16 protein-coding genes are annotated in these 15,967 nt (G+C 71.0%); 9 read left to right on the top strand and 7 right to left on the bottom strand.

Annotated features, from left to right (window positions below; translation table 11 throughout):
- Positions 1 to 115: 115 nt before the first annotated feature.
- The 4 genes from IEX69_RS11485 (at position 116) to IEX69_RS11470 (ending at position 4,330) form a co-directional block, all read left to right on the top strand.
- Positions 116 to 1,513 (top strand): hypothetical protein, encoded by a 1,398-nt coding sequence (locus tag IEX69_RS11485; RefSeq protein ID WP_085021108.1) that lies wholly within the window; start codon positions 116 to 118, stop codon positions 1,511 to 1,513.
- A gap of 96 nt (positions 1,514 to 1,609) precedes the next feature.
- Positions 1,610 to 1,999 (top strand): hypothetical protein, encoded by a 390-nt coding sequence (locus tag IEX69_RS11480; protein WP_157127348.1) that lies wholly within the window; start codon positions 1,610 to 1,612, stop codon positions 1,997 to 1,999.
- Between the two features lie 54 nt (positions 2,000 to 2,053).
- A complete protein-coding gene (locus IEX69_RS11475) occupies positions 2,054 to 2,266 on the top strand; it encodes a hypothetical protein (RefSeq protein WP_157127346.1) in 213 nt (70 codons plus the stop codon).
- Positions 2,267 to 2,443: 177 nt separating this feature from the next.
- Positions 2,444 to 4,330, top strand: coding sequence for a S1C family serine protease (locus IEX69_RS11470; RefSeq protein WP_229756317.1), 1,887 nt, complete (start codon positions 2,444 to 2,446; stop codon positions 4,328 to 4,330).
- A 111-nt stretch (positions 4,331 to 4,441) separates the two neighbouring features.
- Here IEX69_RS11470 and mnhG read toward each other — a convergent pair whose 3' ends face one another.
- From mnhG to IEX69_RS11440, 6 genes are read right to left on the bottom strand one after another with little or no spacing between them, the layout of a single operon-like run.
- Complete coding sequence (gene mnhG / locus IEX69_RS11465) at positions 4,442 to 4,807, bottom strand: monovalent cation/H(+) antiporter subunit G (protein ID WP_085021106.1); 366 nt, start codon at positions 4,805 to 4,807, stop codon at positions 4,442 to 4,444.
- Positions 4,804 to 5,067: a monovalent cation/H+ antiporter complex subunit F gene (locus IEX69_RS11460; protein ID WP_085021105.1), complete on the bottom strand. Its 264-nt coding sequence runs from the start codon at positions 5,065 to 5,067 to the stop codon at positions 4,804 to 4,806. The genes mnhG and IEX69_RS11460 overlap by 4 nt, the downstream gene beginning before the upstream one ends.
- Complete coding sequence (locus IEX69_RS11455) at positions 5,064 to 5,627, bottom strand: Na+/H+ antiporter subunit E (RefSeq protein WP_085021104.1); 564 nt, start codon at positions 5,625 to 5,627, stop codon at positions 5,064 to 5,066. Before IEX69_RS11455 ends, IEX69_RS11460 begins: the two co-directional genes overlap by 4 nt.
- Positions 5,627 to 7,321 (bottom strand): Na+/H+ antiporter subunit D, encoded by a 1,695-nt coding sequence (locus IEX69_RS11450; RefSeq protein ID WP_085021103.1) that lies wholly within the window; start codon positions 7,319 to 7,321, stop codon positions 5,627 to 5,629. The genes IEX69_RS11455 and IEX69_RS11450 overlap by 1 nt, the downstream gene beginning before the upstream one ends.
- Positions 7,318 to 7,917 (bottom strand): Na(+)/H(+) antiporter subunit C, encoded by a 600-nt coding sequence (locus tag IEX69_RS11445; RefSeq protein WP_229756316.1) that lies wholly within the window; start codon positions 7,915 to 7,917, stop codon positions 7,318 to 7,320. Before IEX69_RS11445 ends, IEX69_RS11450 begins: the two co-directional genes overlap by 4 nt.
- A complete protein-coding gene (locus IEX69_RS11440) occupies positions 7,914 to 10,934 on the bottom strand; it encodes a Na+/H+ antiporter subunit A (RefSeq protein ID WP_085021102.1) in 3,021 nt (1,006 codons plus the stop codon). Before IEX69_RS11440 ends, IEX69_RS11445 begins: the two co-directional genes overlap by 4 nt.
- Positions 10,935 to 11,101: 167 nt before the next feature.
- On the opposite strand from IEX69_RS11440, the gene IEX69_RS11435 reads away from it, so the two are divergent.
- The 4 genes from IEX69_RS11435 (at position 11,102) to IEX69_RS11420 (ending at position 13,752) form a co-directional block, all read left to right on the top strand.
- Entirely contained in the window at positions 11,102 to 11,359 is a 258-nt protein-coding gene (locus IEX69_RS11435) for a helix-turn-helix domain-containing protein (protein WP_085021101.1), read from the top strand.
- Positions 11,356 to 12,630: a type II toxin-antitoxin system HipA family toxin gene (locus IEX69_RS11430; RefSeq protein ID WP_085021100.1), complete on the top strand. Its 1,275-nt coding sequence runs from the start codon at positions 11,356 to 11,358 to the stop codon at positions 12,628 to 12,630. Before IEX69_RS11435 ends, IEX69_RS11430 begins: the two co-directional genes overlap by 4 nt.
- A gap of 112 nt (positions 12,631 to 12,742) precedes the next feature.
- A complete protein-coding gene (locus IEX69_RS11425) occupies positions 12,743 to 13,108 on the top strand; it encodes a hypothetical protein (RefSeq protein WP_085021099.1) in 366 nt (121 codons plus the stop codon).
- A 26-nt stretch (positions 13,109 to 13,134) separates the two neighbouring features.
- Positions 13,135 to 13,752, top strand: coding sequence for a class I SAM-dependent methyltransferase (locus tag IEX69_RS11420; RefSeq protein WP_085021098.1), 618 nt, complete (start codon positions 13,135 to 13,137; stop codon positions 13,750 to 13,752).
- A 99-nt stretch (positions 13,753 to 13,851) separates the two neighbouring features.
- On the opposite strand, the gene IEX69_RS11415 is transcribed toward IEX69_RS11420, so the two are convergent.
- Complete coding sequence (locus IEX69_RS11415; RefSeq protein ID WP_085021097.1) at positions 13,852 to 14,460, bottom strand: phosphoribosylanthranilate isomerase; 609 nt, start codon at positions 14,458 to 14,460, stop codon at positions 13,852 to 13,854.
- Positions 14,461 to 14,625: 165 nt separating this feature from the next.
- Between IEX69_RS11415 and IEX69_RS11410 the strand changes: the two genes are divergently transcribed.
- The gene (locus IEX69_RS11410) at positions 14,626 to 15,852 is read left to right on the top strand and encodes an LCP family protein (RefSeq protein WP_085021096.1); all 1,227 of its coding nucleotides are present in this window, start codon (positions 14,626 to 14,628) and stop codon (positions 15,850 to 15,852) included.
- The last annotated feature ends 115 nt before the right edge of the window (positions 15,853 to 15,967 follow it).

Below are 15,967 nucleotides of genomic sequence, written 5' to 3'. Positions count from 1 at the left end.
TCCGGCCCCACGGGCGCGAGGCCGACGTCAACCCTACACCTGTTGATTAGTGGAGGTGTCCGCTCGTGACCATTCCTCAGTTATGATGAGGGTTGCTCGTCTTTCAGGAGGAACCGTGGTCGCTCTCGTCGTGTCATCCCTGCTCATCCGGTCGCATCCCGCGACTCGAGATGACGTGGCGGGATGGCTGCCGCTCGTCGAAGCCGACGTGCGAGAGGGCTCCGGGCCGCTGACGCTGGTCATCGCCGACCGGTCGTACGAGATCCCCACCTCGCCGTCGGGCGAGGGGGTGTCCACCCGAGAGCTTCTGCCCGAGGGGCCTGTGATCACCGTGTCGGGCGCGCTCCCCTTCGAGCTGCGGATGCGGGGCGAGACGCTCTTCGCGGGCGCGATCGACGTGTCGGACGACGGGTCGTGGCTCGTGCGGCCACCCGCCCTGCCGGCGGGTCACCTCCTGGTCCAGGCATCCGCCGACGAGGACGCACCCTGGGTGGCGGCGACGGCATGGGTGCCGGGTGAGGTCGACGAGTACTCGGTCTACGCCGGGCTGCGGTACGACGGCGACGTGCTCCCGGTCTCGCTGGAGGTCGATTCCGTCCGCCTCGCGGGAGGTGCGTCCCGGGTCCGGGTGGAGTCGCCCGCGCTCCGCGCGTGGCTCCTCGCCGACTACTCCGACTCCGACGAGTGGCACGAGCTGTTCGAGAACCCGGGCGAGTACGCGCTCGAGGTGGGCGGGTCGACCATCGAGTTCTCGGTGGTCGACGGCGTCCTCCGTACGGGCGGCCCCGCTGAGCTCGACCTCGCCGGCGACCTCGTGCTCTTCGCCGACGACCGGCCGGTCTGGGGTGGCGTCGTCGCGCATCCGACCGACGTGCGGTCCTGGTACGAGCGCTTCCTCGACTTCGGCTCCGAGGGCGGGAGCGACGACACGGGCTCGAACGACGCGGCCGGGTCGTCAGCAGAGGCCCGGGCGGCGATCGAGTCGGTGCAGACCCACGTGGGCACGTACCGCGACGACCTCGCCGCGGGAGGCGGGTCCCTCGACCACGACCAGGTCGACTACGCCCTGAGCGACTTCCTCCCCCTTCGCGAGCGGATCACGGCCCTCCGGGCGTCGGAGCCCGATGACCTCGACCTCGCCGCGGCCGCGGGCGAGCTCGACGAGCTGATCGCGCTCGCCGAGCGGTTCCTGCGCGGCGAGAGCGACGAGGTGGAGGCGCTCCTCGCCCCGTTCCGTGCGGTGCTCCGTGCCGACAAGCTCGCGATCTGCCTCGACCGTCCTCCGCACGAGTACCGCTACCTCACCTCGGGCAAGCGCGAGATCTCGACGCCGGAGGAGCTCGCCGCGGCACCCGTCTGGTACTTCGAGGGCGGCGGCACCGAGGGCGGCCTCCTCCTCGAGGTCTCCTCGTGGTCGGTCATCGGCTTCCACTTCGCCCCCGACCACACCCTCACCGACCGCACGGAGACCTCCGGCCTCGGCGCCTCCGCCCCCTCCTCCGCCTTCCCGTGAGCGTGATAGGATTCCTCATGTACAGCCCCAGGACCATTCGGATCGCCGGACTCCTGGGGCGCACGTCTTCCTGATCCGCGAGTGATCCACTCCGAGATGATCGAGGCACTGCCGAGGCTCATCAGCGGCCCCCGGTTCGAGACGTATCTGCGAGCGAGTTCCGGCGCGCCCGAGACGGCCGTGCGGCTCTACCTGTGGAACATCCAGGCATCCTCGGCACTCTGGGGGCCGTTGGCCATCCTCGAGGTCGTCATCCGCAACGCCCTACACGACGCGCTCCGTTCACGGCGACGAGACGACTGGTGGAACGATCCGTCCGTGCGTCTCATGCCCCGAGAGAGATCCATGATCGACGACGCGATCGCGGGACTGGTGAGGCGGGGGATCCCGCGACCCTCGCCCGATCAGGTCGTCGCTGCGACCACCTTCGGTCTGTGGACAGGACTGACCGATGGCGGCGTGCCTCGCGACCCGTACCTCAGCTAAGAGACCGCCCTCTGGCAGCCACGGCTCGCTGGGGCCTTCCGCTACGCGGGAACCGTGCGCCGCAAGCAGATCCATCGGGAGATCGACGACCTCCGCATCCTTCGAAACCGGGTCGCCCACCACGAGCCCATCTACCGGACCGATCTGGTCCGTACGAGAGATCGCATGGTGCGTGTGGCGGGATACGTCGATCCCGATGCCGCCCGCCTGATCATGGCGCTCGACCGCAGCGAGGATCTCGTCGCGCAGAGGAGGGAGCTCACCTGACCTCCTTCCTCGTCGGGAGGAGCGCCCGAGCCGCGGCGCAGCAGCCCCGCCCGGCGCCGAGGCTCACAGCGGGTGCGAAGGCAGTCATAGGTCGGCCATAGGTGGGCGAAAGCCCACGCACGGCGGGGGGTCGTGACATGGAGTGACTTCAGCAGGCACGACATCCGAGGACCCACCATGCAGCAGCCCACCGGCGCCGACGACCAGACGCCCCGCGACCAGACCCCCACCCAGCCTCTCGCCGACGAGACCGCCGCCGCGACGCACGGCATCACGCCCGCACACGGTGCGGATGCGCCGACGGCGGCCCCGATCAACGAGACGGCCCCGACGAACGAGACGATCCGGATGCACCACGATGGCCAGGGCTGGACCGGCCCCGCCTCCAGCGGTCCGGCCGACCCGCTCCGCCACGGGACGATCACCCCGGCCCAATCCCAGACCCCGGCCCAGGCGCCAGGCGTCGGATCGCACCTGGTGTCCGGCGCGTCCGGAGCAGGGGTCCCCGCAACGCCCCCCGCCGTCCCCACCGCGGCCGCCGACCACGCCGCCCGGCTCGCCGCGGCGCAGCAGCAGGCCGCGGCTCAGCAGTGGGCGGCGTGGCAGGCGCATCTCGCGCGGACGAGACCGGCCTCGGCCCCGTCACCGTATTGGCCGGCGCAGGCGGCCGGTGGTCTCCCCGGCCAGAGCGCTCCGGGCGGACCGGCCGGCCCCGGCGGGCCGCAGGATCCCTCTGCCGGCTACGGCCTCCAGCCCGGGCAGCCGCCGCGCCGTGATCGCCGCGCGGCGATGCGTCGCCGTCGCGCCGTCACGCTCGCCGTGGCCGGCGGGCTCGCCCTCGCCGCGATAGTGGGCACGAGCGGATACGCGCTCGGCTCCACCTTCGGCACCTCGACCACCGCGGCCGTCGACTCCCGCCTCGGCAGCGGAGGCGCGAGCGGAAGCACGAGCGGCGGAAGCGGCACCGGGTCCGGGGGCAGCGCATCCGGCCAGGGCAACTCGCCGTACCTCCTCATCCCCGGACAGGGCAGCAGCGGCTACGGCCAATACGGCAGCGGCGGCACGAGCACCGACACGAGCACGGACGCCGTCGCCGCCAGCGCCGCGCAGAAGAAGGGTGTCGTCACGATCGTGTCGCAGCTCGGCTACCAGAGCGCCGAGTCGGCGGGCACCGGCATCATCCTGACCTCGGATGGCCTGATCCTCACGAACAACCACGTCGTCGAGGGCTCGACCGCCACCCAGGTGACGGATGAGACCACAGGCAAGACCTACAAGGCGACCGTCGTCGGCACCGACAAGACGCACGACATCGCGGTGCTCCAGCTGCAGGATGCGAGCGGCCTGACCACCGCGTCGTTGGAGAAGTCCGACTCCGCCGCGGTCGGCGACGCCGTCACCGCCGTCGGGAACGCCGGGGGCACGGGCGACCTCGTCGCCGCCGCCGGGACGGTCGCCGCGGTCGACCAGACGATCACGACCCAGAGCGAGGCTGGCGTGGACGGCGAGACGCTCTCGGGGCTGATCCAGGTCGACGCCGACATCGTGTCGGGCGACTCGGGCGGACCCCTGCTCGACGCCCAGGGCGACGTGGTCGGCATCGACACCGCCGCCTCGAGCGGATCCGCCGACATCACCGGCTTCGCCATCCCGATCTCGACCGCACTCGACATCGCCGCGCAGATCGAGGCGGGCACGGAGACCGACACCATCGAGATCGGCTACCCCGGCTTCCTCGGCGTCGAGCTCGCCCAGACCCCGACCGGGTACGGATCCGCCTACGGCAGCGCCACCGGTCGCTCCGGCAGCGGCGCATCGGCCGGCAGCGCGACGTCCGGCGCCACGATCGGCGGCGTGATCGAGGGCACCCCCGCCGACGAGGCGGGCCTCACCGCGGGCGACGTGATCACCGCGGTCAACGGCACGCCCGTCTCGAGCGCGGACGACCTCACGAAGATCGTCGGCCAGATGGAGCCAGGTGAGGTCGTCACCCTCACCTGGACCACCGCCTCCGGCACGTCGCAGACGGCCGCCGTCACCCTCATCCAGGGCCCCGCCGCCTGATCCCTCCCCCCCCCCCGGCTCCGCCATACCCAAGCTGCTCCGCCACACCGATCGAGGTGGCGGAGCAGCTTGGGTATGGCGAAACCGCAAGATGGGAGAGGCGCGAGCGGCTCAGCGCGGGGGATCGAGGTTCTCGTCGCGGAGGAGCAGCGCGGGGTCGTAGTGCCTCGTGCGGTACGCGGCGCGGCCCACCATGTGGGCGGCGAGCGGCGCGGTGAGGCTCTGGAAGCCGATGATCGCCACCGCGAGCGTCACCGTCGCGACCGACGGCATCGAGACCGCCACGTCGACGACGATCGCGATCAGCCCGAGCACCTGAGGCTTCGTCGCGGCGTGGAGTCGCGTCAGCACGTCGCGGAAGCGGATGAGCCCGACGGCCGCGGCGAAGCAGAGGAACGCGCTGAGCAGCACGAGCACGGCGGTGATGATCTCGCGGGGACCCCATCCGCCCAGGTCCGAGAGGTCGAAGCCGGTCATGTGTCGTCCTTCGTGGCCATGAAGCGGGCGATGCTCACCGATCCGACGACGGTGAAGATCGCGAGCCCCAGCAGCACGGGCAGCGTGTCGGTGTGCTTGTTGATCGCCATCTCGGCGCCGAGGGCGCACATCACCGTGGCGACGAGCACGTCGGAGGCGATGATCCGGTCGAGTGCGCTGGGCCCCTTGATGATCCGGTACAGGGCGCCGATGGCGGCGGCGCCGAAGAGCACCGCGGCGATGATGACGACGATGATCACGTGGTCGCCTCCTGATCGAGTCGAGCCCTGTCGTCGCGCGATCCGAACGCGAGGATGATCCGCCGCTCGGTCTCAAGCACCTTCCGCTTGGCGAGCTCCGCCGCGGCATCGTCGCGCACGCCGATCGTGTGGATGAGGAGGGTCGCCTCCTCCCGGTCGACGTCGAGGAGGATCGACCCCGGTACGAGCGAGAGCGCCTCGGACGTGAACACCATGACGATGTCGGATCGGGTGCGCAGCGCCACCTGGATCACGGCGCTCTGCTGCAGCCGCTTCGGTCCGAGGGCGATCCCGGCGACCTGGATCGACGCCACGACCATGTCGACGGCGAGCCGCACCAGGAACCAGATCGCCCGGAGCGGGTCGAGGTGGCCGCTGAAGCGCACGGCCGGCAGGTAGAACACGATCGACACGATCGCGGCCAGCGCGGCGCCGGTGAGGAGTGCGAGCCAGGTGAACTGCCCCCAGAGCAGCATCCACAGCAGGATGAGCCCGAGGAAGGGCAGCAGGCCGCTGAGGATGCGCGCCCGGATCACCGACCCCCGGCTGCGCGGCGCCATCAGCGCTCACCCCCGCTCGACCCCGAGCCCGGCGACTCCGCGGCCGGCGACCCCGAGTCCGGCGACCCGGAGGCCGGCGACCCCGAGGCGGGCGACCCGGAGGCCGGCGACTCTGTGCCGGCATCGAACGACCCGTCCGGGAACACCGCGTCGATGTACACCTGAGGCTCGACCACGTTCCGTGCCGCGCGCTCGGTGAGCGCGAACAGCGGTCCGGCGAACACGGTGAGGCACACCGTCAGCGCGATGAGCCCGGTGGCCGCCACGACCATGAGCCGCGGCGTCGTGGACAGCATGGACGAGGAGCCCTCCGCATCCGCGTGCTCCTGCAGCCGGTCGGTGAGGCGGCCCTCGTAGTCGGCGACCTCGGCCGCCGGCCGCCAGAACGCCAGGTTCCAGACCCGCATGAGGGCGTAGAGCGTGAGCAGCGAGGTGAGCGCCCCGGCCCCGATCAGGACGTAGACGAGCGGGTTCGGCGCGGCCGCGCCCGCCTCGAACAGCGCGACCTTGCCGAGGAAGCCCGAGAACGGCGGGATGCCCCCGAGGTTCAGCACGCCCACGAAGAACAGCACCGCGACGAAGGGCGCCGTCTTCAGCAGTCCGCCCAGCTTCGTCACGGACGTGGACCTTCCCACCCTCTCGACGAGCCCCACTGTCACGAAGAGCGCGGTCTGCACCATGATGTGGTGCACGATGTAGAAGATCGCCGCACCCTCGCCGATCTCGCTGCCGAGCGCCACCCCGAACAGCATGTAGCCGATGTGGCTGACGAGCGTGAACGACAGCAGCCGCTTGATGTCGGCCTGCGAGATCGCGCCGAGGATCCCGATGACGAGCGTGAGCAGCGCGACGATCAGGAGCGGTATCTGCAACGGCACCTGGATGAACAGCAGCTGGTCGGTGCGGATGATCGCGTAGATGCCCACCTTCGTCAGCAGGCCGGCGAACACCGCCGTGACCGGCGCCGGAGCCGTCGGGTAGGAGTCGGGCAGCCAGAACGACATCGGGAACACGGCCGCCTTCACCCCGAACCCGATGAGGAGCGCCACGCAGAGCACGGCCTGGATCTCGAGCGGGAGCGCGCCGATCCGCTCCGCCAGCAGGGCCATCGTGACCGTGCCGGTCGCCCCGTAGATGACCGCGATCGCTCCGAGGAAGAGCAGCGACGACATCAGGCTCACCACGATGTACGTCGTGCCGGCCCGGATGCGCGCACCGGTGCCGCCCAGGGTGAGCAGCACGTAGGAGGCCGCGAGCAGCATCTCGAACCCGACGTACATGTTGAACAGGTCGCCCGCGATGAAGGCGTCGAAGAGGCCGGCGGCGAGGATGAGGTAGGTCGGGTGGAAGATCGACACCGGCGTCTCGCGATCGCCGTCGGCGACACCCTGGCCGATGGCGAACAGGAGCACGCCGAGCAGCATCAGCGCCGACACCAGCACCATGATCGCCGACAGTCGGTCGACGACCAGGACGATGCCGAACGGGGGCGCCCATCCGCCCACGTTCATGACGAGCGGGGCGTCCTGTGCGTCGACGACCGCGAGCAGGATCGAGGCGATGGCCGTGACCAGCGTCAGCGTGGTGATCGAGATGACGATCTGCACGAGGCGGCGGCGGCCGAAGACGAGCGCGAGCGCGGCGCCGACGAGCGGCAGCACCACGAGGAGCGGGATGAGGGACACGACGCTCACGAGGTCACGTCCCTCTCGTCGCGCGACGAGTCGCGGGCGGAGGCCGACGGGGAGGAGCCCGACGGGGAGGAGCCCGCGGCCGCGGAGCCCTCGCCGACGGCCGCCGTCGCGCCGGTGGCGCTGTCGGCGGCGTCGAGCACGGCGTGCGCGGTGTCCTCGACCTCGGACGCGAGCTCCGCGCGCATCGCCTCGTCATCCTCCTCGATCGACACGCTCATCCGCTCGGCGTCCTCCAGCTCGCGCTCGTCCTCCTCGTGCTCGTCGCTGACCGTGTCGCCCTCGTCGCCCAGGTTGGCCAGCCACCACGACCGGTAGATGAGCGCGAGGAGGAAGGCCGTGATGCCGAAGTTGATGACGATCGCGGTGAGCATCAGCACCTGAGGCACCGGGTCGACGATCGAATCGGCCTCACTGGCGTCGCCGATCAACGGCGCCTGCCCGGATCGGCCCGCCATCAGGAACAGGAGCAGGTTGATGCCGTTCCCGAGCAGCAGGAAGCCCACGAGGATGCGCGTCAGGCTCCGCTCGAGCATCACGTAGACGCCGGTGCCGCAGAGGACGGCGGAGAGCACGAGCAGCGTGATCGAGGCGCTCACCGCGCACCACCCCCCGCGGACGCGGGCGCTTCGGGGTGGCCCTCCGCCTGGGCGGCCTGGGTCTCGGCCTGCTCCTCGGACACCGTGTGGGCGTCGGGGGCGCCGCTGACCTCGTCGTCCTCGGCGAGCTGCCGGTCGACCTCGCCGCCGAGCGAGCGCAGCACATCGAGGACCACACCGATGACCACGAGGTACACCCCGATGTCGAAGATCGTGGAGGTGCCGAAGGAGACGTAGCCGAGCACCGGCACCTCCGCTGACCAGTACGCCGAGGTCAGCACGTCCGCGCCGAGGAACAGCGACGCGAGCGCGGTGCCGGTGGCGAGCAGGATGCCCGCGCCGAGCAGCGGCCCCGGTCCGATGGGGGCCGCCTCCCCGAGCTCGTAGCGCCCACCCGCGAGATAGCGGACGATGAGCGCGAGCCCGGCGAGCATCCCCGCCGCGAACCCGCCTCCCGGGGCGTTGTGGCCGACGAAGAGGAGGTAGATCGACACCAGGATCGCGGGGTGGAAGACCAGGCGCACGATCACCTCGAGCACGAGGGAGCGGTCGCGGGGGGCGAGCGTCCGTCCGCCGAGGAGCCAGGTGTGCTGCCGGTCGTTCTCGGCCGGGGCGGTGGGCGTATGCGGGTCGTCGACGAGCTTCTGGCGGTTGGCCGCACGGCGGCGGTCCCGCGACTCGCGCAGCCGCGGGACGAGCTCGTGCCGTCCGCTCACGAACAGCAGGCTCGCCACTCCGGTCGCCACCACGACGAGCACGGAGAGCTCGTTCATGGTGTCCCAGGCGCGGATGTCGACGAGCATCACGTTCACGACGTTCTGACCGTGGCCCTCCAGCAGCGCCAGGCGCGCGAGCTCCGGACCGAGGCCGCCGGCCTCGCGGGCGCCGAGCGCCACCCAGCCCACGACCGCGACGGTCGCGCCGAAGGCGATGCCGATGAGGGCCCGGCGCTTCTTGTGCTTGGGCTTGTTGTGCTGGGCGATGCGGCGCGGGAGGCGGCGCAGCACGAGGACGAAGACGACGATCGTCACGGTCTCGACCAGGGCCTGCGTGAGCGCGAGGTCGGGGGCGCCGTGCATCGCGAAGAGCACGACGAGCCCGTACCCCGTCGACCCGACGAGGAGCACCGCGGCGAGCCGCTGCTGGGCGCGCGCCGCCATCACGGCCGCGATGGCCATCGCCGCCGCCACGAACACCTGCGCCGGGTAGTCCCAGAGCACGAAGGTGTCGGGCCACTGGCGGCTGATCGCGGTCACCGTGCCCAGCGAGAGCACGAACACCACGAGGATCGTGCCGAGGTACTGCGCCAGCCCGCCCTTCTGCGCGAACATCGTGACGCGCGCGGCGACGTGGTCGATCGTGCTGAGGACGTGCCAGTACGCGCGGCCGGCGTCGAGCGGCAGGTGCAGCACGCTCTGCACGTCGCGCACGCGGGCTCGCCACCGGAACATGAGGAGCCCGAGCACGATCACGGCCGCCGACACGAAGAGCGCGGCCTCGAGCCCGTGCCAGAGGGCGAGGTGGTAGTCGCCCTCGCCGGCGTCGTCGGCGTACGTGGCGAGCGCGACGTCGAGCAGCGGCTTCGCCAGCAGTCCGCCCGCGATCGACGCCAGGGCGAGCACGGCGGGGGCGACGAGGATGCCGCGCGAGGGGGCATGCGGATGCGCGGCCGCGGTCGGCGTGCTCGCCGTCGCCGTTGTGGTGGTGGGAGTGGGCTTCCGCCCGAACGTGCCCCACACGAAGCGCGCGGTGTAGGCGACCGTGAGCACCGAGCCGAGGCCGGTCGCGATGATGGCGACCCATCCCCATCCGTCGCCCATGATCGCGGCCTCGATGAAGGAGGTGAAGGCGGCCTCCTTCGCCACGAACCCGACGAGCGGGGGGATGCCGGCCATCGACAGGGCGGCGACGATCGCGATCGTGGCGAGCACCGGACGCCGGCGGCCGAGGCCGGACAGGGCGCGGAGGTCGCGGGTGCCCTCGTCGTGATCGACGATGCCCACGACGAGGAAGAGGGTCGACTTGAACAGGGCGTGGGCGATGACGAGCGCGAGACCCGCGAGGGCCGCATCCCGCGTGCCGAAGCCCGCGACGACCATGAGGAAGCCGAGCTGGCTCACCGTGCCGTAGGCGAGCAGGAGCTTGAGGTCGTTCTGCTTGAGGGAGCGCCAGGCGCCGACCAGCATCGTCAGCGAGCCGAGGATCACGAGCACCGGCACCCACCCCGGGGTGTCGGCGAACCCCGGCGCGAGCAGCAGCACGAGGTACACGCCCGCCTTCACCATCGCCGCCGCGTGGAGGTAGGCGCTGACGGGCGTGGGCGCCGCCATCGCCGCGGGCAGCCAGAAGTGGAAGGGGACGAGCGCCGACTTCGACAGCGCGCCCGCGAGCACGAGCATGACGGCGACGGTGGTGAGGGCGCCCTCAGGGTGGGAGTCGACGATCGCCGAGATCGAGCTCGTCCCCGTCTCGACCTGCAGCAGCACGAGCCCGACCAGCATGGCCAGGCCGCCGAACGTGGTCACGAGCAGTGCCTGGAGCGCGGCGCCTCGGCTCTCGCGCCGGTTCGTGTAGTGGCCGATGAGCAGGTAGCTGAGGATCGACGTGATCTCCCAGAACATGAACATCACGTACACGTCGTCGGCGGTGACGAGCCCGTACATGGTGCCGGCGAACAGGAGCAGGAGCGCGGCGATGCGGCCGAGCGACGGCTCGTCCCGGCTGAAGTACCGCGCGGAGTAGACGAGGACGAGAGCACCGATCCCCGTGACGATGAGCGCCATCACCCACGAGAGCGTGTCGACCCGGAAGGAGAACGCCACATCGAGCTGCGGGATCCACGGCACGAGCTCGGTCGGCGGGCGATCGGCGAGCACCGCCTCCGTCTGCGTCAGCGTGAACACGAAGGCGGCGGCCGGCACGAGCGCGGCGACGTAGAAGACCCTCGTCGAGAGCACCCGCGTGAGGGCCGGCGTGAGCGCTCCGATCACTGCGAACAGCAGCAGCAGGGCGATCATGCGATCTCCTCACGGTGGGGGCATCGTCAGGCTCACCCACCATTGTACGCGAATGTCGCCGATCGATGACATTTCTTCTTAAGTAAGCAAACGCTTCCATGCGGAGCTGTGGTAGCGTACGCTGACATTTCCAACGAGGACGTCGAACGCTGCCATCGGGAGGGACCATGCGGACGGCTGAGGAGCTCGGCGCCGAGGTGCGAGCGAGACGGCGCGAGCTCGGGCTCACGCAGCAGGAGCTGGCGGCTCGGGCTCACGTGACGCGGCAGTGGATCGCCCGACTCGAGCATGGCCACGAGAGAGCCGAGCTCGACCCTCTCCTGCGGACGATATTCCAGCTCGAGATGGAGCTGCGGGTGGAGCCGGCCGCCGTCGAGGACGACCTCGACGACTATGTGCGGTCGTTCGCCAGGGCCGAGGAATGAGGCGCGAGCTCGTCGTCCTCCTCGGATCGCGGCGGGCAGGCACCCTCCGATGCGAGGTGCGCTCCTGCACCTTCGAGTACGACTCCGAGTACGTGCACGACCCGCGGTCGACACCGCTGTCGCTCTCGATGCCGCTGCGGCCGGGGGTGTTCGAGTCCCGCGTCGTCGACCCCTACCTCTGGGGTCTCCTGCCCGACAACCCCGAGACGCTGCAGCGTTGGGCGATCCTCGCCACTCCCCCCGCGGACGAGCACAACCCCTTCTCCCTCCTCGAGCACTACGGGCGCGACTGCGCAGGAGCGGTGCAGTTCGTCTCGCCGGAGGAGTTCGGTGCTGCGTTCGAGCCGGTGCCGACTCGATGGTTGAGCGAGAAGGACATCGGCGACCAGCTGCGGGCGCTCCGGCGTGATCCGAACGCGTGGACGTTCGACGAGACGGGCGGCCGGTTCAGCCTGGCCGGAGCGCAGGCGAAGTTCGCTCTCCTGAAGGAGGACGGGCGCTGGGGGCGGCCGCAGGGGGCGACACCCACCACGCACATCCTCAAGCCGGGGATCCCCGAGTTCCCCGGGTCCGCGCTCGATGAGCACCTGTGCATGAGCATCGCGGCCGAGGTCGGACTGCCGACCGCGCGGTCGACGATCGAGACGTTCGACGGTGAGGTCGCGATCGTCGTGGAGCGGTACGACCGCATCCGTCTGGACGATCGGATCGAGCGCCTGCACCAGGAGGACTTCTGTCAGGCGCTGGCCGTCATGCCCTCGCAGAAGTATCAGAGCGACGGAGGCCCTGGGCTTATGCGGATGACCGAGCTCCTGAGGCGTGTGCAGCGTGCCCGCCAGGCCGACGCCACCGCCCAGCGCCTCCTCCTCGCGACCGCCTTCGACTGGGTCATCGCGGGCACCGACGCGCACGCGAAGAACTACTCGCTCCTGCTCCGCGGAGCTGCAGTGAGCATGGCGCCGCTGTACGACGTGGCGAGCTACGCGCCCTTCCCCCGCTACTCGCCCGAGACGGTGTCGCTGGCTCAGAAGGTCGACGGGCGCTACCGGATGGCCGAGATCGGACCTGCCGAGTGGCGGGCACAGGCCGCCGCTCTCGGCCTCGACCCCGATGGGTTCCTCGTACAGCTCCGCGACCTCCTCGACCGCATGCCGCGGGCGATCGAGAGGGCGTGCCTCGACCGGGCCGCGCTCGAGATCGATGCGGCGTTCACCGAGCGCCTGCGCGAGGCGCTCCTTCGCCGGACGGAGTGGGCGGCAGCGTTGCTGTGAGCGTCTGCCTCTCGTGCCGATGAGCGCGGCGCGGCCCGAGTGCGTGACTAGTATGGGGGGCATCCGCCCGGGGTGGCCTGCGGCGGCGCGCTCGCGTCGAGAGGATGTCGCCATGCACGGCCTGATCTCCGTCCCCCACGACGGACCGGCCCACACCGACGTGCCCGTCGCCGACGGAACCGTCGCGCTCGACCTGCCGGAGGAGCTCCTCCGCTCCGAGCTCGAGCACACCTACAACGAGTCGTCGATCGCCTTCACACCCATGGTGTCGAGCACCGACCCGGTCGAGTTCACGGCCGCCGTCCTCTCCCACCAGAAGGACGCATTGCGCCCCCAGTCGTTCCCCGTCGTCGGGATCTACCTGCGCAAGGACGGCCACGCCTATCGCATCAGCGGCGTGGGCACCGACGACTCGGGCAGCATCTACGTCACCGTCGACGAGGCGCCGCTCCACCCCGGCGAGGCCCCGCTCGCCTGAGCCCGCAGCGCCGGAACCGTCGTCCCATGCCCGACGTCACCGACGCGTACGCACGTCGAGCCGAGGAGTACACGGAGCTCCTGGGCTCGATGGCGGCGGTCCACGCGTCCGACCTCGCCCTCGTCGACGAGTGGGCTCGCTCCGTCGCGGGGCGGGTGCTCGATGCGGGGTGCGGACCGGGTCACTGGACGGCGCACCTCGCCGACCGCGGGCTCGACGTCCGGGGGATCGACCTCGTCGAGCCGTTCCTCGATCACGCGCGCCGGGCGCATCCGCAGGTGAGGTTCGACCGGGCGAGCATCGACCGCATCGACGAGGACGACGCGGCTCTCGGTGGAGTGCTGTCGTGGTTCTCCACGATCCACCACTCGCCGAGCCGGATCGGAGTGCCCCTCGCGGAGTTCGCGCGGGTGCTGCGGCCGGGCGGGTCGCTCGTGCTCGGCTACTTCGATGCGCCCGACGGGACGGGAGTCGAGGAGTTCGACCACGCCGTCGTCGAGGCGTACCGCTGGTCGCCCGAGCGGATGCGGGGCGAGGTCGAGCGGGCGGGCTTCGAGGTCGTCGAGACGCACCGGCGTTCGGGACGGGGCCAGCGCCCGGTCGCGGCGGTCGTCGCCCTGCGTGCGACACCGGACGGCCGCTGAAAGGTCGCCTGAGAGGACACATGGGCCGTATACGGGGTCATCTTCGCTCTGAGGCGACCTTTTGACGGCCTTCAACCGCCCGAGCCGAGCCGCGGCGCGCTACGCGCTGCAGGCGGCGGCGACGAAGGCGCGGATGAGGTCCTCCGACTTCACGCCGCGGCTCGACTCGACGCCGCTCGAGACGTCGACGCCGTACGGCGAGTAGGCGCGGATGCGCTCCGCGACGTTGTCCGGGGTCAGGCCGCCGGCGAGCAACCAGGAGCGCTCCGGCGGCCGCGACAGGAGCGAGGCGGGGTCGGCGGCCTCGCCGGATCCCGGGTCGGGGCCGTCGAGCAGCAGACGCACGGCGGGGAGGAGGGAGTCGTGCGCGGCTCCGGCCGCGTACTCGGCGGCGCCGAGCGCCCGGATCACCCGGAGCCCGGCCGCTTCGGCGGCCTCGATGCCCCCGGGCTCGACGACGCCGTGCAGCTGCACCGTCGTGAGGCCCGCGACGTGCGCCGCCTCGAGCACCGTGTCGGTGGGCGCATCCTGGAACACGCCCACGAACTCGACGCTCCGGGGAAGACGTTCGCCGAGCATCCGCGCGTCGCCGGGCTCGATGTAGCGCACGCTGCGGGGAGCGAACACCACGCCGACGGCGTCGACACTCGCGTCGACGCAGACGTCGAGCATCTCGGGGGTGGTGATCCCGCAGACCTTCACGAACACCGCGCCACTCTACCGCCGCCGTCCCCCGGGGAGCGGGGAGCGGGTCCGCCCACCGGCCCGCCGGGCGCCCCGCCCACCGCGTTCCGAGGGGAGTCGCCGCGTTCGTCCAGGAAGGGCCGGTACCGTCGCCAGGTCGCAAGCCCGAACGTCGGTGGAGGGAACCGGGTGCCAGAACAAGTACGCCACGGACGGCAGCAGACCCCGTCGCGGGCCTCCCTGCTCCTCAAGTCGATCGCCGTCGCCGCCGCGGTGGTCCTCGTGAGCGGGATCGGGGTCGCCGCCTACGCGTACAACGACATCACCTCGCAGATCAGCGACGCGGCCGTCGACATCGGCGGCGACGCCACCACGCAGCCGGCTCCGTTCCTCGGCGCCATCGACGGCGGGTTCAACATGCTCGTGGTCGGCACCGACAACGACGCCAACCAGGGCGACTCGTTCGGCGAGCGCGACGCGACGCTCAATGACGTCAACATCCTCGTCCACGTCTCGCCCGACCACCAGAACGCAGTGGTCGTGAGCTTCCCCCGCGACCTCGTCATCGACCAGCCCTCCTGCAACGACTCCGGCGAGGTGTACAGCGAGCCGCTCAACACCTCGTGGGAGCGCGGCGGGGATGGCGGCGGCCTCGCCTGCGTGGCGGCCACGATCCGCGAGCTCACCGGTCTCGACATCCCCTACGCGGCCGCCACCTCCTTCAACGGCGTGATCGAGATGACGAACGCCGTCGGAGGTGTCCAGGTGTGCGCCACGGCTCCGATCGAGGACCCCGACTCCGGCCTCTACATCCCGGAGGGGTACAGCACGGTCGAGGGTGCCGAGGCGCTGGCCTTCCTGCGCAACCGGCACGGTGTCGGCGACGGCAGCGACCTCGCGCGCATCGGCTCGCAGCAGCAGTACCTCTCGTCGCTGCTGCGCAAGATCCGCGATTCGAGCACGCTCTCCGACCCCACGAAGGTGTACGGCCTCGCTCAGGCGGCGGCCCAGAACATCACGCCGTCTACGTCGCTGAAGAGCCCCGACGCGCTGGTGTCCCTCGCCCTCTCGCTGAAGGACATCGACCTGTCGAAGGTGGTGTTCGTCTCCTACCCGGTGAGCGCCTACGTGGACGACCCGAACAAGGTGCAGCCGATCCCGGACCTCGCCGACGAGCTGTTCCAGCGCATCTCGACCGACCAGCCCTTCACGCTCGACGCCGACTCCACGGCGACCGGATCGTCGCAGGACCCCTCGGCGGGCACCGCGCCTCCCGCCCCCGAGCCCACCGCGACGGCCGGCGCCCCGGATGCCACGGATGCTCCGACCGACGCGGCCGACACCCCCGACGTGATCGAGGGCCTCAAGGGTCAGACCGCCGCGGAGCAGACCTGCGCCAACCCCTTCGACGGCTGACCCGATCCGGCCGAGACGGAATTCTCTCGCCCCGATAGAAGTTGAGTAGAGCAGACTCAAGTTTTACTGTGAGGCCTTGACACCCGGATGCGACCGGGCCAGGATTGAGGCTATG

Source organism: Cnuibacter physcomitrellae (genome assembly GCF_014640535.1).
GTDB classification, from domain to species: domain Bacteria; phylum Actinomycetota; class Actinomycetes; order Actinomycetales; family Microbacteriaceae; genus Cnuibacter; species Cnuibacter physcomitrellae.
Note: the sequence above shows the minus strand (reverse complement) of the source record. Positions and strands in the feature narration are given on the sequence as shown.

Coding starts and splice junctions, on each gene's coding strand:
- IEX69_RS11430 (WP_085021100.1), top strand. CDS start 11,356: ATGAGGCGCGAGCTCGTCGTCCTCCTCGGATCGCGGCGGGCAGGCACC.
- IEX69_RS11455 (WP_085021104.1), bottom strand. CDS start 5,627: ATGGCGCCGCGCAGCCGGGGGTCGGTGATCCGGGCGCGCATCCTCAGC.
- IEX69_RS11470 (WP_229756317.1), top strand. CDS start 2,444: ATGCAGCAGCCCACCGGCGCCGACGACCAGACGCCCCGCGACCAGACC.
- IEX69_RS11425 (WP_085021099.1), top strand. CDS start 12,743: ATGCACGGCCTGATCTCCGTCCCCCACGACGGACCGGCCCACACCGAC.
- IEX69_RS11435 (WP_085021101.1), top strand. CDS start 11,102: ATGCGGACGGCTGAGGAGCTCGGCGCCGAGGTGCGAGCGAGACGGCGC.
- IEX69_RS11440 (WP_085021102.1), bottom strand. CDS start 10,934: ATGATCGCCCTGCTGCTGCTGTTCGCAGTGATCGGAGCGCTCACGCCG.
- IEX69_RS11420 (WP_085021098.1), top strand. CDS start 13,135: ATGCCCGACGTCACCGACGCGTACGCACGTCGAGCCGAGGAGTACACG.
- IEX69_RS11480 (WP_157127348.1), top strand. CDS start 1,610: ATGATCGAGGCACTGCCGAGGCTCATCAGCGGCCCCCGGTTCGAGACG.
- mnhG (WP_085021106.1), bottom strand. CDS start 4,807: ATGACCGGCTTCGACCTCTCGGACCTGGGCGGATGGGGTCCCCGCGAG.